Origin of the sequence: Candidatus Villigracilis vicinus (assembly GCF_016702885.1) — a bacterium.
Taxonomy (GTDB): Bacteria; Chloroflexota; Anaerolineae; order Anaerolineales; family Villigracilaceae; genus Villigracilis; species Villigracilis vicinus.
In genome coordinates this window covers 79,029-98,598 of the sequence record NZ_JADJDD010000005.1, presented here as the reverse complement: position 1 = coordinate 98,598, position 19,570 = coordinate 79,029, and the positions used below count along the sequence as shown (strand labels likewise).

Below are 19,570 nucleotides of genomic sequence, written 5' to 3'. Positions count from 1 at the left end.
CGCCTATTCTTTGTCTTCAACTAATTCGCGTTTACGGCGCTCGGCAGGGATCAAGCCGGAGGGGCGGAAGATCATCATCACGATCAGGATGATACCAAAGACGAGTTTTTGATATTTCGCCGGATCCAATTGATTGGAGAGGTTCTTCCATGCAAAGTTGATGACAGGGATGACCGCGTCGCTTTGACGAAGTTCACTCAAGTAGAGCGAGAAATTCTGAAGAACCTGGATGTTCAATAGCACAACTGCGGCTGCGCCAAAGATCACGCCGGGGATGCTTCCCAAGCCGCCGAGGATGACCATGGTCAACACACCAATGGATTGCAGGAAGGAGAAGGTTTCAGGGCTGACGAAGGTTCGGTTCGCAGCGTAGAGCGCTCCCATAATGCCTGCAAAGGAGGCACCAGCGGCAAAGGCAGCCAGCTTCATCTTGACGAGGGGAACGCCCATGGCGATGGCAGCGGTTTCATCTTCACGAATGGCTGTCCATGCGCGTCCGATGCGGGAGTCTTCCAGGCGGGTCGCCACTATGATTGCGACCATGATGATGACCAAGGCAAGGAAGTAGAAGAAAACGTTATAGAACTCAGCATCTGTTGGCACATGCCCCACCACTGGAGCCAAAATATTCCTGAAAAATTGCAGGATGGGTTCAGGTGGCAAAGACGGTCGCTGAATGGGGGTGATCCCTTGAGGTCCGTTCGTCAGGTTGAGCGGTTTGTCCAGGTTAAGTGCCAGCACACGAATCACTTCACCGAAACCAAGGGTAACGATCGCGAGGTAATCGCCTTTTACGCGCAAAACCGGAAGACCCAGCGTAATGCCAGTAAGAGCTGCAAGCCCAACACCCAGGAAGAGGAATAGCCAGAACCAATCAGGTGCAAGTGTAAATTGTGCATCTGCTGGCGCTGCCCCAGGGATGGAATGCAGCAGGGATAACTGTTTTGAACCAAAAATCGCCCAGGCGTAGGCTCCAACAGCGTAAAACGCCACATATCCCAAGTCCAACAAACCTGCCATACCGACCACGATGTTCAAGCCCAGTGCAAGAGCTGCGAACACGGCCATCTGGAAGATGACTTCAAGATAGAAAATGTTGCGGATGCCAAGGACCGGGAAGATCACGACGATCAAAAGCAGACCAATGAAGACCTTGACCTTCATGTTCATTTTCATGAAGTAAAGAAGGAGCGGGCAGATCATCAAAGTAAGGAAGGCAGATAACGACCTTGGGCTTTGGTAAACGCTTAACGTTCCAACGAGCAAAAATGCGAGTGAGATGACAATGGGCCAGGAACCTGTATTGGCTTTCTGGAAAAGATCGTTGAATAATTTTTTCATGGGTACCCTTTCCTGAGAAGGCTAAGCCTTCTGCCCAACAGTTTGTCCGAGCAAACCGGACGGCCGGAAGATAAGTACAATGATCAGGATGGCGAAGGCAAAGATATCTTTATACTCTGCACCAAACGCGCCGTTTGTGAACATCGAAAGATAGGACGCGGCAAAAGATTCAAGCAGACCTAGAACCAACCCGCCGAGCAATGCGCCAGTTAGGTTGCCGATACCGCCGAGAACCGCCGATGTAAACGCTTTTAAGCCGGGGAAGAAGCCGACGAATGGATCCAACTTCGTAGCTTTCAACGCGAACAATACACCTGCTGCTCCACCGAGTGCGCCGCCGATCAAAAATGTAATGGAAATGATCAAATTGACGTTGATTCCCATCAGGCTTGCGGAGGGGCGATCTTGAGCAACCGCGCGGATCGCTTTACCGATCTTCGTGCCGTTAACCAGAAAGTTCAACGCTACCAGCATCAATACCGCAATGCCCACGATGATGACTGATTTGATCTGAATGCGTAGCGGATCAGCCATGCCGGGGACTGCCAGTTTCCAAAACTCATCGAAAGTTCCAAATTTTGGAAGAATGACATTGAACTCGCCGGTGGTGAGGCTGAGGATCAAGCGGACCGCATCTTGAAGGAAGAATGACATACCAATGGCAGAGATGAGCGGTACAAGTTTTGGTGCTCCACGCAACGGTTTGTAAGCAACCCGCTCCACAGTGACGGCAAGGGAGCCGGATATTACGATCGCTAATAGAATGGCAAGACCGATCACCAAATATTGATTTAGCGTTGCAAGGATCCCAAGATGCTCGAAATATGCCATCAACTGTACGCCTACAATACCGCCCACCATAAAGATCTCACTGTGCGAAAAATTGATGAATTCCAAAACACCATACACCATGGTGTACCCGAGGGCGATGGTGGAATATACAAAGCCAATGGTCAAACCGTTGATGATGACCTGCGGCAAGATCAGAGCTGACCTTTCCACGAGGTCATAATCCGTTACATTGATTTTAAATACTAGAGAAAGGAGCATGGTGACCAGCGACAGGATCACGCTCGCCCCCAACGCAAATATAATGATCTGCCCGATTGGAAATAGGATGAATTTATAAACGGGATTTTCGGTGAGTTGCTTCATTTCATCAATCCTGTCCTTTTTGAAAATGAGCCTCTCTCCCGTACGGGAGAGAGGCTTGTAGAGCAGTTTAGGATTATTTGCCGGGGGAGGCGAGATCGAAGGAATCGATGATTTCGTTGGTGCCCCATGCATCCTTGGTGGAAGCGTTCACCTTGATGATGAAGTACTTGGCGAGGGGGAGGTCACCGATTTCATCGAAGGTGATGGTGCTGGTCAGACCTTCGTAGCTGACAGCGCGGACGGCTTCAGCAACCTGAAGGCGGGTGGGCTTGCCACCGGCAGCTTCAGCAGCAGCCTTGATCGCGGTCAAGCAGACGCCCATGGAGTCGTACGCCTGAGCGGCGTAAGCTTCAGGAGCACCACCGAACTTGGCGGTGTAGTCAGCAACGAAAGTGGCAGCCTTGGGGTAGGCGCCGGCAGGTCCTGCAACGGTGGTGTAAGCCATGCCGCCGCCGGTGGTGAGAGCATCACCAGCGATGTCAGCGAGGTCGGAGGAGTCCATACCATCGGTGCCGAGGAAGGTGCCTTCGTAACCGGCATCGCGAGCCTGCTTGAAGAACACACCAGCCTGGTTGTAGATACCAGCGAAGAACACAACGTCGGGGTTGGCGGCGATCAAAGGAGTAACGATCGCATCGAAGTTAGCGGTTTCTTCGGTACCTTCGAAGCCCATCACCTGAATACCATCTTCTTCAGCAGCAGCGCGGAAGAATTCAGCAACGCCCTGACCGTAAGCGGTCTTGTCGTGGATGATGTAGACGGACTTGGCGCCGAGGGTTGTGAACGCATATTCTTCAGCGGCAGGAGCCTGGACATCATCGCGACCCACAACACGGTTCACTTCGAGGTAACCACGGGTGGTCACAACGGGGTTGGTGTTGGCGGGGGAGACGAAGGCGAGGTTGGCGGTGTGATATTCCTCGGAGGAGGGGATCATAACGCCGGAGTTCAAGTGACCCACACCGCAGAGGATGTCGGTATCAGCAACGATGTTCTTGGCATTCGCAACGCCGACGTCAGGGGTGGCCTGGTCATCGTACGGGGCGAGCTGGACATCATAGCCCATGGCAACGAGGTCGCCAGCGAGCTGTTCGAGAGCCAATTCAGCGCCCTGCTTGATAGCAACGCCGAGCAAGGACTGACCGCCGGAGAGAGGGCTCTGGGTAGCGATCTTGATGGTGCCCATGGATTCGGCAGGGGCAGCTTCGGTAGCAGCGGCTTCAGTAGCGGCAGCTTCGGTAGCAGCAGGGGCTTCGGTGGCGGCAGGGGCGCCGCAGGCGGCGAGTGCCATGCTGGCAATCACCAACAAGGACAGTAAAGCGAGTAAACGCTTGTTCATTATCTTACTCCTCCAAAATTTACAATTTTTTATTTGATTCCCGCAAAATGCGGGTGGCGACAAACAGAGCAGACCATGCGCGCTTAAGTCGGCATCACCTCCTTTTAAAGGATTTAGTTTATATACAAAGAAAGCCTAAAAACCCTGACGTATGGATTTTTATGGCTTGATTGATGAAACTTTGACAAATACCAATACACTCAACGCGAATAGCTAATGATACGTCGAATTCTAGCTTCGGTCAAGCATTTGTGTCTATACGTTTCAAAAAAATTAGAGGAAATTTGTCCTTATCAAGAATATGGCTACTTGTTTTCCGCAGGTTTATAAAGAAGCTGTTCACGGATGCGCAAGTCGGTGTTGCGGATCTTCATGGCAAGGTCCGCAGCCAGGTTATACATCAAACGATATCCAAGCTGTGGGTACGTCTCGCATAACATCACGATCTTATCGCGTGGGATAACAAGCAGGCGTGTATCCTTCTGTGTTGCTCGTGCCGATGCAGACCTGAGCCCTTCATCAACCAATGCCACTTCGCCAAACGATTGCCCCCGTCTCAGCCGTGCGACGACTGTTTCTGATTTACCGAGTGAACCTGTCATACCGCGATTGATGAGGATATCCACCTCCCCCTGTACGATCACATACAGTTCCTTACTACTACTGTTCTCTTGAAAAACGACCTGATTCGCTTCAAACTCAACTTCCTGGCACAGATTGGCGACCAGCTCAAGTTGGGTGGGCGTAAATTGATAGAAAATATCACTCTGTTTTAGGAAGTTAACTAGGTTGCTCATGTCAGAAAGTTTAGCATAATCACGGATGAAGTGCAACGCCCCATTCTTCTTAAGGGTAAGGCTGATTTAACCAATCAAGCGGATCCACCTGGACGCCGTTTACCCATAACTCCCAATGCAGGTGTGCCCCGGTTACACGTCCGGTCCCGCCCACCAACCCGATCACATCCCCTAAATTAACAGACTGCCCCACCTCCACCTGCATCGCAGACTGATGCCAGAAGCCGCTATACACTCCCCAGCCATGATCGATCACCGTTGCGTTTCCGCGCACAGTTAAGGGTCCCGCGAAGATCACTATCCCAGAAGCCGGAGCCGTGATGGGCAAACCGTCGCCGCCGCCGAAATCCAATCCCGTATGAAAACCCTGTACAGATAACTCAGTACCCTGACCAATATAGGTGCGGCGGTTACCATATCGGGAAGTGAAATAGGTTGATTCGGCATATGCAATGGCAGGCGAAATAAAATCACCGACCCAATATTTGGTGGGAGTGGCAGGCGTTGTAAGGGAAATTAATTGTTGAGACTCAGGTTCAGTCGAAGCTGGGTCGATTGTGGCGGGATCTACATAAAGGAGCGGATCTTCGGGGTAGTTGCCTGAAACGATCAGAATCAGCTGTTCGTACGATTGTGTACTGCCATCGGGAAGAGTTGCATCCAAACGCAGAGGGTAAACCCCAGGCTCAAGCAATGCATGCACACCCTGTAAAGCGACCAGAGTCCCACCCTGACTTGGAAAAAATTGAAGTTGGTGATCCACCAACAAACCACCAAGTTTTACCCCGGGCTGCGCTGTAACAGTGATCACGCCTGTGCCGCCTTGTTTGATCGGAAGGTCCCGTATCTCAGCGCTGATGAATGCCGAAGGCAGCCCACTGGCATTATTTTCACTGGATTCGCCTGGAGCATATAAAGTGTCTCCCGGCAATGCTGCCCATGAACCGTCCAATTGGTTGATGCTGTTGAGTGACCAGACATCCGTATTATTTTTTACCGCCAGCTCCAACATAGACTCGCCCGTAGCAGGAGAAACACGTTTGCTATATTGGGTTTGATCCTGAAGGGGAACGATCATGTTCGTGCCCACATAAAATTCACTAGGGCTGACAACATGGTTGAGTTTACGGAACAGAGCATCAGGCACCTGGGTCTGGCGCATCAGCCCACGATAGGAATCGCCGAAGTTGATGAACTTCGTATCAAGGATGCCGGAGACGCCATCCAAGCCGGGGATGATCAATTGCTGCCCGGCTGCCAGAGAGTTTGGGTCGGCAATGCCGTTGGCTGCCAGAAGGTCATCCAGACTGATGCTGAAACGAGCTGCAATGGAATATAGACTGTCGCCTGGCTGCACAACATAGACAGGACCCGTATCTTGGGCAAGCGCAGGTTTGAAAGGGATTAGAAGCGTTACGGATAGTAGAACTGTCAGAACAAGTTTACGCATTTTTGAATTCAACTTTGTCGCCAATCTCATAGTCCCCCCAGCGGTCTGGGTGTATTTCGAGGGTATAACGTGCTGCTGCTTTGGGTGCATACGCCGGCTTCCATGACTTGGCGATGACCTTATCCACCACTACCATGTCGGAGTTGATCCAGAATACTGCCAGATCAAAAGGGACGAAGAACATATGGATGGATGTGTCGAGGCGTGAATCACGCTTTTCAACGAGGAGCAATCCATCGTCCGGGTCGAGGCGGGGGCGGAACATCAGTCCGCGCAGTTTAGATAGGAATGTATCGCAATACCCCACCAAGGCGGGCTTTGCGAGAGGTCGGTTTAAATTGGCAATAGTGATGGAGTCGGGCATGTTATTTATGAAAATGGGCGGCGTATTCGCCGCCCGCATTAAAAATTTTACTTTTGTTGACTTAGGACTTTTTCCACGCTGTCCATTAATTCCTGCGGACTGAAGGGTTTGGCGATGTAGTCATCCACTTTGGCGATGTGTAAGCCGAGAACCTTATCAATGTTCTGCGCTTTGGCGGTGACCACGATCACGGGGATGTCTCGCGTGGCGCTGTCGGCTTTCATTTGTTGGTATACTTCCCAGCCATCCATATCCGGCATCATAAGATCAAGCAAGACTAGGTCCGGGGGATTTTCGCGAATAAGGCGGATGCCTTCCACGCCCCCTGCTGCACCTCGTACATTAAACCCTTTCCGAGAAAGGATCAACCGGATAAGGTCGATCATTTCGGGTTCATCTTCAACGCACAAGATGTTTTTTGCGATTGTTTCATCCATAATATTTTGCCTTCCGAGCAAGTTTACCATAAAGGGACGGGTCAACTTCGTATGAATATCATTACGTGGAATGTTAATGGAATCCGCGCTGCGCTAGGTAAGGATGCACTTGATTGGGCGTTCGCGCGCAATCCCGCAGCATTGTGTTTGCAGGAAGTAAAAGCACGCCCTGAGCAATTGGATGAAGAGCAGGCGGCTCAACTTAAACTGCCATATATCTGGAATCCCGCTGAGCGGGCAGGGTATAGTGGAGTGGCTACCTTTTTTAAAGACAAACCTGATGAGGCTAAACTTGGTTTGGATGCGCCTGAATTTGATGTGGAAGGGCGAGTCGTTCAAACCCGTTGGGGGAATCTGCGGCTCTTCAATATATACTTCCCGAACGGTCAACGCGGTCATGACCGCGTTGATTACAAACTTCGCTTTTATGCGCGTTTGCTTGAATTGTGTACCACACTCCATTCAATGGGGGAGCTGGTCGTAATTACCGGCGACTTCAACACATCACACATGCCCATTGATTTGAAGAATCCCAAAGCCAACGAAAAAACTTCCGGTTTTATGCCGGAGGAGCGTGAGTGGGTTCAGAAATACCTTGATAACGGCTTTGCAGATGCCTACCGACGTTTATACCCGGAACGCGTCCAATATACCTGGTGGACGTACCGCCTCAACGCTCGCGCCCGTGGCATAGGCTGGCGCTTGGATTATTTCCTCGTCTCTGAGGCGCTCATGCCCAGGATAAGGGACGTCATCATTCACGATGAGGTTCTGGGGTCCGATCACTGCCCGGTGGAACTAGTGCTGGATTAAGGTGTGATAAATTCCGGGCAGAAAAAGGCTGGAGGTCTTTTTGACTAGGTTTCGGCTAAAAATTGAGGCGTGTTAGAGAATCATAATAATAAAACCCCAGTTCATCGCGTCTAGGTGGGTGGCTTGGTATAATGCCATAGTTCGTCAATTTTGGAGGATTCCGTGAATTCCCGTAGTCAATCAGTTTTTGTGTATTTCTTGTTGCTTGTTGCCATCGGAGCTATGATCTACGTTGGCTTAAAGGACAATTCCAGCGCGACCGAACCGCTCACTATTAGTGAAGTGGCTCGCATGATCCAGGGCGGACAGGTGGCGCGCATTATTATCGATAGTGACAACACCATTCGTGTGGTAAAGGTCAATGGGTCTGAAGAAACCGCGCTCGAATCACGTAAAGAGTCGGATACAACCCTGATCGAACAACTCCGCGATTATGGCGTCACCCCTGAACAGCTTGCCGAGATGAATGTCGAAGTGAGCGCTCCTTCTGTGTGGGGCGGCGTTTTGAGCGGCGCGTTGTACCTGTTGCCGGTTCTGTTCATGGGTGGTTTGTTGTGGTTCATCTTCCGCCAGGCGCAGGGCAGCAACAATGCTGCCATGTCGTTCGGAAAGAGCCGCGCGCGCATGTTCAGTGGGGAGCATCCCACTGTGACCTTTGCCGATGTGGCGGGTGCAGAAGAAGCCAAGCAGGAACTCGCGGAAATCGTCGAGTTCTTGAAAGAACCGCAGAAGTTCATCCAACTTGGTGCCCGTATTCCGAAAGGCGTTTTATTGGTGGGTCCTCCTGGAACCGGTAAGACCTTGCTCTCCAAGGCGGTTTCCGGCGAAGCAGGCGTGCCTTTCTTCTCCATTTCTGGTTCTGAGTTTGTGGAAATGTTTGTGGGTGTGGGTGCAAGCCGCGTGCGCGATCTGTTCGACCAAGCCAAACGCCATTCCCCTTGTATTATTTTCGTAGATGAAATTGATGCTGTGGGTCGCCAACGTGGTGCGGGTCTCGGCGGTTCACACGATGAACGTGAACAAACCCTTAACCAAATGCTCGTTGAAATGGACGGTTTTGACACCGACACCAACGTCATCATCATCGCTGCCACTAACCGCCCCGATATTCTGGACCCGGCTTTGCTGCGCCCCGGTCGCTTTGACCGCCGCGTGACGCTTGACCGCCCAGATGTAAAGGGACGCGAAGCCATCCTCAAGGTTCACGTCAAAGGTAAGCCGTTGGAACCTGCTGCCGATCTCGCCTCTGTGGCGCGTGGCACACCCGGTTTCGCAGGTGCTGACCTTGAAAACCTCGTCAACGAAGCGGCGATCCTTTCTGCCCGCCGCAATAAAAAATCCATCGGTCAATCCGAATTGGAAGAAGCCATCGAACGCGTCGTGATGGGACCGGAACGCAAGAGCCGTCTCATTTCGGATGAAGAGAAGCGTATCATTGCCTACCATGAGGCTGGTCATGCCATCGTAGCCAATGCCATCGCGGAAGCCGACCCCGTCCAAAAAGTGACCATTGTTGGTCGCGGACAGGCTGGCGGTGTGACGTGGTTCCGCCCCGATGAAGACCGCATCCTCATGTCTCGCAAGAAGATGCTCGCAACCCTTGCCATGGCACTGGGTGGGCGCGCCGCCGAAGAATTGATCTTCGACGACATCACCTCTGGCGCATCCGGCGACATCGAACAGGTGACCCGCATGGCTCGTTCCATGGTCACCCGCCTCGGTATGAGCGCCGAAATGGGAACTCTTGTGTATGGTCAGAAGGAAGAGTTGATCTTCCTCGGACGCGAAATTTCCGAACAGCGTGATTACTCCGAAGCTGTGGCTGAACAGATCGACCGTGAAGTCCGCAAGCTTGTCGAAGACGCCTACAAGCAAGCCAAGGCGACCGTGAAGAAATACCGCAAGCAGCTGGATCTTGTTGCCAAGAAACTGCTGGAAGTGGAATCCATCACTCGTGAAGAGTTTGAACAGCTCTTCCCGCCGCCCTTCGGCAAAAAGAGCGGTACTCCGCAGTTGATGTAAGCAAGTAAATCACAATCTATATATGAAAAGAGCCTCTCGAAAATCGAGAGGCTCTTTTTGTGCAGAGTTATTAATTGACCCTTACTTCGCGCCTTCTTTATGCTGCCTTACCAACTCACGGCGTAGGATCTTTCCAACCGTGGTCTTGGGCAGTTCACCGCGGAATTCAATGTAACGCGGAACCTTATATGGTGCGAGGCGCTCTTTGCAGAATTCCTTTAATTCGTCTTCGCTCAAGCTTTCGCCGGGTTTGAGCACCACCCAGGCTTTGACCGTTTCACCACTCTTCGGATCAGGGATGCCGCCCACGCCCACTTCCAAAACCTTGGGGTGATCCATGATGGCTTCTTCCACTTCACGCGGCCACACCTGGAAACCGCCCGGTTTGATGAGTTCTTTCTTGCGGTCGACAATATAGAAATAACCGTCTTCATCCATGCGGGCAATGTCACCGGTGAAGAGCCAGGTCTTGCCATCCTTCAACTGGCGCAGGGAATTGGCAGTTTCGGTTGGCATATTGTGATAGCCCTTCATCACCTGCGGTCCATTGACGACGATCTCGCCAATCTCGCCGAACGGAACTTCTGTTTCGCCGTCGTCAAGGCTGATGAGTTTCATATCCACATCGGGTAGGGGCATGCCGATCGAGCCTGTCTTGTTCGCGCCATTGAGCGGATTGCAAGACACAGCGGTGGGTGCTTCAGACATGCCGAAGCCTTCGAAGACCTTGCCGCCTGTCAAACGTTCGAACTCTTCCTTTGTTTCACGCATCAGAGCCGCCGAACCGGAGATACAGGCTTTGATCGATGAGAGATCATATTTACCGGCTTTCACATCCGGATGATTGTTGAGCGCGTTATAAAGCAAAGGTACGCCGGGGAAGATGGTTGCCTTGTACTTGCTGATGTTGTCGAGCACGTCCTTAAAATCACGCGCATTCGGTATCATCACCATCGTCGCACCAGATGCCATGGCAAAGCTCATGCCCGCTACCATGCCATACACATGGAAGAGCGGAATGCCCATCAACACCACTTCTTTGCCTTCTTCCAAACCGGTCATCCATAACTTGATTTGTAAGGTGTTTGCCACGACGTTACGGTGCATGGCAACTGCACCTTTCGGTACACCGGTCGTACCGCCTGAATATTGGAAGAGTGCCGTATCGTCAGGTTGAATATCAATGGAGGGCTTGGGAGAACCGGCATGTTTCTTGAGCAGGTCCTGCATCCAGACATCGGAACTTTCAAGCTCATGCAGGCGGTCGCCACCCTTCTGTTCTCGAAGCAGGGTATACAGCACACGGGTGACGGGAGGTAGGGCTTCCTTCAAATTCGAAACGATGATCTTCTTAAGGTTCGACTTGTTTCGCACTTCCTTGAGCGTGTTATAGAAGCGCGTCAGAGTGAACATGACTTCGATGCCCGCATCGTTCACAGGAGTGAGCACTTCTTCCACTGGGTAGGTGGGGTTTACAGCAACCACAACACCGCCCGCTTTCAAAATACCGAAAAAGGCAGCTACGAATTGCGGCAGGTTCGGCATGAAGATGCCAACCCGGTCGCCTTTTTTGACTCCCATTTCCACCAGTGCCGCAGCCATGGCGTTCGACTGCTCATTCATTTCCCGATACGAAATGACCGCACCCTTGAATATTGTACAGGCGCGGTCAGGATACTTGCGCGCAGCTTCTTCCAAAAAGTGGAACAGCGGCGCTTTCGGGTAGTCAATCGTTTGCGGCACACCCTTATCGTAATGTGCCAGCCAGGGTTTGTTGCTCATACTTCCTCCATTGGTTTGTTGGACTTTTGAAGCTGAAACTTAAAAAGAAGTATATACGTGAAGATATTAAAAGTCAATTACAACACCCCATTTTTAATTGAGTTACGGATTAGAGTTTCAATTTCATTGAGTAAATTTTCACTTGCTGGATGGAACCAATGAATGCTTGGGTCAGACTCTTTGAACCAATTGGACTGTCTTCGCACAAAGACGCGTGTAATGCGCCTCATTTCGACTTTGGCTTGCTCCACAGTCATGGAGCCTTGTGCCACACTGACACATTCCCTGTACCCGATCGCGGACATGCTTGGCAATGTGGGGGCGTAACCCTGTTCAAGCAGATCCTTAACCTCATTCACGAATCCATCTGCGAACATCTTATCGATGCGTTCATCCACACGTTGATACAGCTCGGCACGTGGGCGGGTCAAGCCGATGGTGATCAAATGATACGGCGAATCACCCACGCCGCGCTGCGCTGAAAACTTTTTCCCTGTTGTGAAGATCACTTCCAGCGCACGGATCGTCCGGCGGACATTTCTCAGGTCAATGGCTTGAGCCGCTTGCGGGTCAAGTCTAGTTAGTTTTGCGTATAGCCATTCTTTGCCGTGAGTTTCTGCCAAATGTTCAAGGACAGAACGTAAGGCATCATTTGGCGTTACTTCTGGCGGACTCCACCCTTGCGTCACTGCGCGGATATATTGCCCCGTACCTCCAACCAGGAGGGGTAGGCGTCCACGCTCGTGAATGCCTGCAATAATCTCTTGTGCCATTTGTTGAAAGACTGCCAGGCTTAGTGTCTCATCCGGGTTGACGATATCGATCATGTGGTGCGGGACTCGCGCCATTTCTTCAGTGGATGGTTTGGCGGTGCCAATATCCATGCCGCGATAGAAGAGGCGTGAGTCGACGGAAATGATCTCACCTTGCATTTTTTCTGCGAGGCGAAGCGCCAATTCTGTTTTGCCGACGGCGGTGGGACCTACGATGAGGATGACGGGAGGTTTGGTCATTCTGTGGACTATTTCTTTTTCCTATTAAAGAAGAAACCTGTTCCCATTGCGATCCCCAAACCAATGACCAGATCAAGGATGAGGAAAGGCGGGTTAAGGGTACTGTGATATGCGAATCCGCCTTGCTCAAAGAAGACAAATGGGAATCCGAGACGCGAGATGGCGTCGGCGCAGCCACCCAGCCCAAAGAGTGCTGGCAGACCGCAGTCAGAGAAAAGATGCGCGGCAAAGATGTTTATCAAAATAACGACCAAAAGACCGATCAGGAAGCCTTTGAAAAAGTGTTTATTTAGGGTCATATCAATTCTGTTTCCATTCCGGTTCAGGCTTATGTTTCTGGTAAACTTTTGCAACAATCCAATTTTAACACTACCGAGGATGTCTCTATGATCAATTGGCAGGAACTTACCATTGATATGTTCGTGGAACAATTACGCACGGCATATCACCGTTCGTATGGCGATATCAAGCCGGAGTATGGGAATATTGTCAGCTGGGTGGGGCGGCTTTCCTTGGAAAATATTTCGAATTCAGATGCGTTGTACCATGATATTGACCATACCATCATGGTTTCGCTGGCGGGGCTATCGATCATTGAAGGCAAGCATTTGCGCGAAGGCGGTATAACCCCGGCGGATTGGATGCGTTACATGGTGGCGGTTCTTTGTCACGATATCGGGTATGTGAAAGGGGTTTGCAAGAACGATACAGAGAACATCTTCGCCACCGGGGTGGGGGATGAAATGGTGAGTATTCCGCCCGACGGAACCGATGTGGCACTGACTCCATATCATGTGAATCGCAGCAAGTTGTTTGTGCAGGAAAGATTTGGTTCCGGCTTGCTTGAAGATATGGAAACCCATCTCAATGCTGATTTGATCTCTTCCTATATTGAGATGACGCGTTTTCCCTCACCCAAGGATGATTTTTATAAAGACACCAAAGGACTGGGCGGATTGGTTCGCGCGGCTGACTTTGTCGGTCAGCTTGGCGACCCGGATTATTTCCGCAAGACACCGGCTTTGTTCTATGAATTTGAAGAGTTGGGGGTGAATGCCCGGCTTGGCTATAAATCTCCGAACGATATGCGCAAGAACTATGCCAGTTTTTATTGGGAGCAGATTAACCCTTATTTGCAAGATGCGCTGGTTTACCTGCGCCTGACGGAAGATGGAAAACAATGGGTAGCGAACATGCACTCGCATGTATTCGACTCGGAGCATGCATACCGATAAAAAGACTGCCGCAGGGTTAACCTGCGGCAGTCTTTTTATAAATTTTGAGCAAACTTCGTTCACCGCAGTTGGAACAGCGGCGGTAAAGTGCTTTTTCTCCATACGCTTTCCAACGGATGCCCCCCATACCCCAGACCGAGCGTTCGTGCCCGCAATTATTGCATTTGACCTTCCATGCCCTCGATTCTGTTTCCATTGAAGAGAAAATCTTTTCGGAAACAAAAAACTTGGTCAGTTTTTGTATGCTGGAAAGTTCGTTCATTGCGTTTCTCCGTTTAATATTCCCGGATGTGGTCGGTTACTTCATCCAGCCGGGCGACTTCGTCCTCGGTCATGCGCCAGCTTGCGCCGCCTGCATTATCTTCTGCCTGTCTGGCGTTCTTGGCGCCGGGAATAGGCAAAGCACCTTTGCAAATAGTCCAATTCAACGCCACCTGTGAGACGGTCTTTCCGTGAGTTTGCGCGATTTCCTGCAGGGTTTTGATGACGGGCGGCAATTTCTTGAGAAGCTCGGCGTAGTTCGAACCGCGCACACCTGGAGGGGGATTTTCGATGGAATACTTGCCGGTAAGAAGACCCTGAGCAAGAGGGGAGTAGGCAATGAAGCGAATGCCGAGCTCTTTACAGCGCGCCAGTGTGCCATTCTTTTCCGCATCGCGTTTTAGCAGGCTGAATGGCAATTGATTCGAAGCCAGAGAAATCCCTTTTTGAGCCAGTGCGGAATATGCGCGCAACATACGCGTTTCCCAAAAGTTTGAAACGCCCACAGTACGGGTCAAACCTTCTTTAACACATTCTGCCATGCCTTCCATCAAGGTTTCCGGGCTCATGATCGGCGAAGGCCAATGGACTTGGTATAAGTCAACTGAATCCAAGCCCATACGTTCGAGGCTTGCTTTCAAGGCGCGCGGAATGAAGCCCTTGCTAAAGCGCCAGGGCCATGGGAAGAATTTGGTTGCCACCAGAACGGGTTGATCAGTTTCTTTTATGAACTGTCCCAGAAGTCGTTCCGAGCGACCACTGCCGTACACTTCCGCTGTGTCAATAAAACGAACACCCATGTTGAGTGAAATATCGAATGACTCTCGAATGCCTTTGTCTGACTCCCCCGGCTGGTATCCCCAAACTACACGGTCTCCCCATTGCCACGCACCCAACCCCATCTCGACTGCGTGTAAGAACCTGTTTTCATTGCTGACCTCGTTCATTTCGTCTCCTTTGGGGAATTTGGACGATTTTATCTTAAAATATCACTCCCTAAAAAGATTCGGGTTACAATTCGGCTCGCTAAAAATCTAATAGGAACTCATGGAACGAGATCTCCTCACTTTGGAGGTAAGTGGATATCGCTCCCGGAGTTCCGGGAGGTTCCCGTGACAAACAATGCACAAAAGCGGGAAGTGGAATCCGCTGCCAGCCTTAACGACAGGCTGGGCTTGTCCTTTTCCAACTTTTCCCTGCTAACAAGAGCCCTGACCCATCGTTCGTACGCCAATGAACATCAGGATGGGACCATGGACAACGAACGCCTGGAGTACCTCGGTGATGCTGTGTTGGATTTCATCGTAGCGGAATGGGCGTATCGTCATTTTCCAGAACTGCCTGAAGGCGACCTGACCAAGATCCGCGCCCATCTGGTGCAGAACGATCATCTTGCCTCGTTCGCGCGGCAGATCAACCTTGGCGCGGCGCTCGCCTTGGGCGCGGCGAGAAGACCACGGGCGGAAATCACCGTGATAGTGTGCTTGGCTCCACCTTCGAAGCCCTGCTTGGCGCGATCTACCTGGACTCGAATTTTGAAAAAGTAAAAAACTTTGTATTACCTTTTGTCCACCCGTCGCTGGATACGATCCTGGAAGAGATTAACGATCCGAAAAGCCAGCTTCAGGAACAAACACAAGCAATGAAGCTAGGGGCCCCAGTCTATCGTGTAGTCGGTACGAATGGACCTGATCATGCCCGTACCTACGACGTGGAAGCCGAGATTGCCGGTCAGGTTAAAGGGCGTGGCACAGGCTCCAGCAAAGCCAATGCCGAACGTGAAGCCGCAAGGGATGCCCTGAAGAAAATTTGAAAACGGTCCTGAGCGTCGATTACCAAAAATCTGAAATCATCAATCGAAAATCTGAAATCACCACATGCCTCTTCGTCTAAAATCACTTGAACTGCAAGGATACAAAACCTTCGCCTCGCGCACAACCTTTGAGTTTGCCGCGGGTGTGACTGCCATTGTCGGACCGAACGGTTCGGGCAAATCGAACATCGCCGACTCGCTGCGCTGGGTGCTGGGCGAACAGTCCTATGCCTTGTTGCGCGGCAAGAAGACCGAAGACATGATCTTCTCCGGTTCTGAGCATCGTGCTCGTGCGGGTTTGGCGCAAGCCACCATCAACTTCGACAACACCGACCAATGGCTGCCGCTCGACTTCACCGAAGTCTCGATGGGGCGCGTCGCCCACCGCGATGGTCATAACGAATACATCATCAATAACCAGCAAGTCCGCTTGCGCGAGATGAATGAATTGCTCGCCCAAGCCGGTTTGAGCGAAAGAACCTACACCATTCTCGGTCAGGGTTTGGTGGATGCCTCCCTCGCCCTCAAAGCCGATGACCGTCGTCGCCTTTTTGAAGAAGCTGCCGGTGTGGGCTTATACCGCGCCCGCCGTGATGATGCGCTTAAACGTCTCAACGACACCGAACACAACCTCGAACGCGTGCTCGACATCATGTCTGAACTTGAGCCGCGCATCCGCAGTTTGGAACGGCAAGCAAAACGCGCCATTGAATTTGCCCGCTCCCAAGCGGACTTGAAAGTGATCTTGCGCGAGTGGTATGGCTATCACTGGCATCGCTCTCAACGCGACTTAACCGACGCACGCGAATCCGTCCGCACTCAGGAAGTCCGCGTGAATGAAACGCGTGTGATGCACGAGAAGTCACAAGCAGAGTACAACTCTTTCCGCGAACGCCTCTCTGGGTTGCGCGCGCATTTGAATGAATGGCACCGCAAAGCTGCTGAGTTGCACACCCAACGCGAGTCTCTTAGCCGTGACCTCGCCGTGCTCGAAGAGCGTCGCCGCTCACTGACTGCGCAACAGGCATCGATTCTTTCTGATCAGGAAAGCGCGATGAATGAATTGCATCTCGCGCGCGAACGCTATCAAGCCGCCGAAGCGGACATTGCCCGTGTGCAGACTGAGTTTGACGAAGCCAAAACGCAAAACGAGAATGCACAAAATGCATTGTCTACTCGTCAGTCGGAACGTTCGGGCATCGAAGAGCAAATTAATTCGATCCGGAATCAGATCGAAACGCTGACTCAACAACGCGCCGAAAACAACGCCCGCCTCGATGAACTTAAGTCTCGCATTGAAGCGCAGAGTCAAAAGATTGCACAAACTCAATCTGCGATTGCCAATGCCGAATCACAAACTGAAAAGGCAAAAGCGCAATACGAATATGCCCGCAAGAATCGCGAAGGTATTGCCGAAACCTTGCAACGTGCCGAAGATAAAGCCCTCGCCAAACGCGCCGAAGTGGATCGCCTCGATGGCGAACGCCGCGCCGCGCTTGAACGCCGCACGAAGGAAGAATCTGAACATTCGCGCTTGAAGGCGCAGCTCGAAGTGCTCGAACAGTCCGAGCAGTCGCTGGCGGGGTATGCCGAAGGCGCGCGCTTCCTGCTCGATGCCGCGCGTCAGTCACGCCTCAATGGCGCACGCGGTGCGCTCTCGTCCGCGCTGGATGTGCCTGCCGAACTCGAAACTGCCATTGCCGCCGCGCTCGGTGACACGCTCGATGCGGTGCTGATCGATGCAAGTGAATTAGAAAATGCTTTGCAGTTACTCGAGTCCGATGAAGCTGGTCGTGCTGCTTTATTGCCAGTCGATCAGATTTCCGAAGTCTTTAAGACTTCGGAAATCTCTGATGATATTTTAGGTGTTGCCTCCGAACTCGTCAACGCGCCGGAAGAACTTCGCAGTGCGGTGCGACTCACGCTTGGTCAGACTCTCATCGTCCGTGACCGCGCGACGGCCCGCAGATTGCAAGCGGACCTGCCGACTCATGCTCGCGCCGTGACTCTGCGTGGAGAAGTCTTCCGCGGTGACGGTTTGGTCATCGCTGGCAAAACCGCCTCTTCCTCAACCTTGAGCCGGGGACGCCAGAAACGAGAATTCGACTCCGCCTTGAGCGGACTCGTCTCTCGTCTCGCCGAGTCGAATGACTTGGTGGAACGCTTGTCGAACGAATATACCGAAGCGCAACGCGAACTGATGCAAATCGAATCGGATGCGCGCGAAACCCGCGTCAGATTAGGGGAAGCCCAGGAGACTGAGCAACAGGCTGGGTTGGAGTCTGAGGCGATGGCTCGGACGTTGGAATGGCAGAAGAGTCAGTTAAGTCAACTGCAGGGAGAGGCTGAAGAGTCGACATCCCTTCAAGGAAAGATCAGTGAGTCGTCGGTGGAGGTTGAAGAACAATCTTCGCAGGCTCATGCGGAATTGAAAGTGGTTGCGGCGAAACTCGCGGAACTGGAAGCGGGGGAGTTGCAGGAACAAGTCTCGTACTGGACGATGCGCGCGGCGGTGGCGGAGCAAAGCCTGAGCGCGGCGCAAACGAAATTGAAGGAACGCGGTGATGAGATCACGCGTTTGGATTCGCGCCGTGTGGAATTGGCGAACCGCCTGACGGAGTTGGACGGCGGCTTGCATAGTTTGGATGCCGAGAAGGCATCCCTGCGTGAACGTGAGTCTGCGCTGAACGTGCAGATCGAAGAGATGCGCATTCAGATCGAACCGGCGGAGAAGGAACTCGCTGCGGCGGAACAGGAAGAAGCGCGTTTGCAGGAATTGGAAAATAATGCCCAGCGCGGCTTTGCAAATGCCGAGCGCATGTTGGGGCAGGTGCAGTTGGAGCAAACCCGCAAGCAGGAAGCGCTCGATAATTTACAACAAAAGATCAGCGACGATTTTGGTTTGGTGATGTTTGAGTATGCGGCGGATATGACCGGACCCGTGCCGCTGCCTATCGAAGGCATGGTGGAGCAGTTGCCGATCGTCACCGAACTCGCGCCGGACTTGGAAGAACAGTTGACGCATAACCGCGCGCAATTGCGCCGCATGGGCGCGATCAACCCGGATGCGAAAGCGGAGTTTGAGCAGGAAAAAGAACGCTACGAGTTCATGAAGACGCAGGTCGAAGACTTGCACAAAGCCCAGGCAGACTTGAAGCATGTGGTGGCGGAACTCGATGAGTTGACCAAGCAGGAATTCGTGAAAACTTTCGACGCTGTCGATAAGCAATTCCGCGAAACCTTCGTGCGTCTGTTCGGCGGCGGCTCGGCGAGACTTGCACTGACCGACCCCGAGAATTTGGTCGAAACCGGTATCGAAATTGAAGCCCGTCTGCCGGGGCGACGTGAGCAAGGCTTGGCATTGCTCTCCGGTGGGGAACGCAGTCTGACCGCGATCGCGTTGGTGTTCGCCTTGTTGAAAGTGTCGCCAACCCCCGTCTGCGTGATGGACGAAGTGGACGCCATGCTTGACGAAGCCAACGTGGGGCGCTTCCGTGACCTGCTGGTGGACTTGAGCAAGGATACGCAGTTCATCGTCATTACGCATAACCGCAATACGGTGCAAGCCGCAGATGTGATCTACGGCGTGACGATGGGGCGCGACTCGGCGAGTCAGGTGATCAGTTTGAGACTCGATCAGGTGACGGATGATATGTTGAAGCGGGGATAGGGGACGACTGACCGCGGACGATTGACGATGGAAAGCCCTGTCCCAGTTTTGGGGCGGGGCTTTTTTGTTTTGGAGTAG

18 protein-coding genes are annotated in these 19,570 nt (G+C 52.2%); 6 read left to right on the top strand and 12 right to left on the bottom strand.

Annotated elements, in window-relative coordinates; genetic code table 11:
• Positions 1 to 3: 3 nt before the first annotated feature.
• The 7 genes from IPG80_RS05440 to IPG80_RS05410 all read right to left on the bottom strand — a co-directional run bounded on the left by IPG80_RS05440 (position 4) and on the right by IPG80_RS05410 (position 6,883).
• Entirely contained in the window at positions 4 to 1,341 is a 1,338-nt protein-coding gene (locus IPG80_RS05440) for a branched-chain amino acid ABC transporter permease (RefSeq protein WP_345103518.1), read from the bottom strand.
• 21 nt (positions 1,342 to 1,362) lie between these two features.
• Positions 1,363 to 2,496, bottom strand: a complete 1,134-nt coding sequence (locus IPG80_RS05435; protein ID WP_345103515.1) for a branched-chain amino acid ABC transporter permease — start codon at positions 2,494 to 2,496, stop codon at positions 1,363 to 1,365.
• Positions 2,497 to 2,569: 73 nt separating this feature from the next.
• Complete coding sequence (locus IPG80_RS05430) at positions 2,570 to 3,835, bottom strand: branched-chain amino acid ABC transporter substrate-binding protein (RefSeq protein ID WP_345103512.1); 1,266 nt, start codon at positions 3,833 to 3,835, stop codon at positions 2,570 to 2,572.
• Positions 3,836 to 4,140: 305 nt separating this feature from the next.
• Positions 4,141 to 4,632: a cyclic nucleotide-binding domain-containing protein gene (locus tag IPG80_RS05425; protein ID WP_345103509.1), complete on the bottom strand. Its 492-nt coding sequence runs from the start codon at positions 4,630 to 4,632 to the stop codon at positions 4,141 to 4,143.
• A 49-nt stretch (positions 4,633 to 4,681) separates the two neighbouring features.
• Positions 4,682 to 6,082: a peptidoglycan DD-metalloendopeptidase family protein gene (locus tag IPG80_RS05420; RefSeq protein ID WP_345103506.1), complete on the bottom strand. Its 1,401-nt coding sequence runs from the start codon at positions 6,080 to 6,082 to the stop codon at positions 4,682 to 4,684.
• Positions 6,075 to 6,446 (bottom strand): DUF192 domain-containing protein, encoded by a 372-nt coding sequence (locus tag IPG80_RS05415; protein WP_345103503.1) that lies wholly within the window; start codon positions 6,444 to 6,446, stop codon positions 6,075 to 6,077. The genes IPG80_RS05420 and IPG80_RS05415 overlap by 8 nt, the downstream gene beginning before the upstream one ends.
• Positions 6,447 to 6,493: 47 nt before the next feature.
• Positions 6,494 to 6,883, bottom strand: a complete 390-nt coding sequence (locus IPG80_RS05410) for a response regulator (protein WP_345103501.1) — start codon at positions 6,881 to 6,883, stop codon at positions 6,494 to 6,496.
• A gap of 51 nt (positions 6,884 to 6,934) precedes the next feature.
• Between IPG80_RS05410 and IPG80_RS05405 the strand changes: the two genes are divergently transcribed.
• Together IPG80_RS05405 and ftsH are read left to right on the top strand one after the other, a co-directional pair.
• Positions 6,935 to 7,696 (top strand): exodeoxyribonuclease III, encoded by a 762-nt coding sequence (locus IPG80_RS05405; protein ID WP_345103499.1) that lies wholly within the window; start codon positions 6,935 to 6,937, stop codon positions 7,694 to 7,696.
• A gap of 162 nt (positions 7,697 to 7,858) precedes the next feature.
• Positions 7,859 to 9,718, top strand: a complete 1,860-nt coding sequence (ftsH, locus tag IPG80_RS05400) for an ATP-dependent zinc metalloprotease FtsH (RefSeq protein WP_345103496.1) — start codon at positions 7,859 to 7,861, stop codon at positions 9,716 to 9,718.
• A gap of 81 nt (positions 9,719 to 9,799) precedes the next feature.
• On the opposite strand, the gene IPG80_RS05395 is transcribed toward ftsH, so the two are convergent.
• The 3 genes from IPG80_RS05395 to IPG80_RS05385 form a co-directional block, all read right to left on the bottom strand.
• Positions 9,800 to 11,500, bottom strand: a complete 1,701-nt coding sequence (locus IPG80_RS05395) for a long-chain fatty acid--CoA ligase (RefSeq protein WP_345103493.1) — start codon at positions 11,498 to 11,500, stop codon at positions 9,800 to 9,802.
• A gap of 77 nt (positions 11,501 to 11,577) precedes the next feature.
• Positions 11,578 to 12,513, bottom strand: coding sequence for a tRNA (adenosine(37)-N6)-dimethylallyltransferase MiaA (gene miaA / locus IPG80_RS05390; protein WP_345103490.1), 936 nt, complete (start codon positions 12,511 to 12,513; stop codon positions 11,578 to 11,580).
• 8 nt (positions 12,514 to 12,521) lie between these two features.
• Complete coding sequence (locus tag IPG80_RS05385; RefSeq protein WP_345103488.1) at positions 12,522 to 12,812, bottom strand: hypothetical protein; 291 nt, start codon at positions 12,810 to 12,812, stop codon at positions 12,522 to 12,524.
• 87 nt (positions 12,813 to 12,899) lie between these two features.
• Between IPG80_RS05385 and IPG80_RS05380 the strand changes: the two genes are divergently transcribed.
• Positions 12,900 to 13,748, top strand: a complete 849-nt coding sequence (locus IPG80_RS05380; RefSeq protein ID WP_345103486.1) for a metal-dependent phosphohydrolase — start codon at positions 12,900 to 12,902, stop codon at positions 13,746 to 13,748.
• A 16-nt stretch (positions 13,749 to 13,764) separates the two neighbouring features.
• Here IPG80_RS05380 and IPG80_RS05375 read toward each other — a convergent pair whose 3' ends face one another.
• Positions 13,765 to 14,010, bottom strand: a complete 246-nt coding sequence (locus IPG80_RS05375) for a hypothetical protein (RefSeq protein ID WP_345103484.1) — start codon at positions 14,008 to 14,010, stop codon at positions 13,765 to 13,767.
• Positions 14,011 to 14,023: 13 nt separating this feature from the next.
• Positions 14,024 to 14,956, bottom strand: a complete 933-nt coding sequence (locus IPG80_RS05370) for an aldo/keto reductase (RefSeq protein ID WP_345103482.1) — start codon at positions 14,954 to 14,956, stop codon at positions 14,024 to 14,026.
• A 165-nt stretch (positions 14,957 to 15,121) separates the two neighbouring features.
• Between IPG80_RS05370 and IPG80_RS05365 the strand changes: the two genes are divergently transcribed.
• From IPG80_RS05365 to smc, 3 genes are all read left to right on the top strand, one after another.
• Positions 15,122 to 15,556, top strand: a complete 435-nt coding sequence (locus IPG80_RS05365) for a ribonuclease III domain-containing protein (RefSeq protein ID WP_345103480.1) — start codon at positions 15,122 to 15,124, stop codon at positions 15,554 to 15,556.
• Positions 15,490 to 15,822, top strand: a complete 333-nt coding sequence (locus tag IPG80_RS05360; protein ID WP_345103478.1) for a putative dsRNA-binding protein — start codon at positions 15,490 to 15,492, stop codon at positions 15,820 to 15,822. Before IPG80_RS05365 ends, IPG80_RS05360 begins: the two co-directional genes overlap by 67 nt.
• A 64-nt stretch (positions 15,823 to 15,886) precedes the next feature.
• Complete coding sequence (smc, locus tag IPG80_RS05355) at positions 15,887 to 19,492, top strand: chromosome segregation protein SMC (RefSeq protein ID WP_345103476.1); 3,606 nt, start codon at positions 15,887 to 15,889, stop codon at positions 19,490 to 19,492.
• The last annotated feature ends 78 nt before the right edge of the window (positions 19,493 to 19,570 follow it).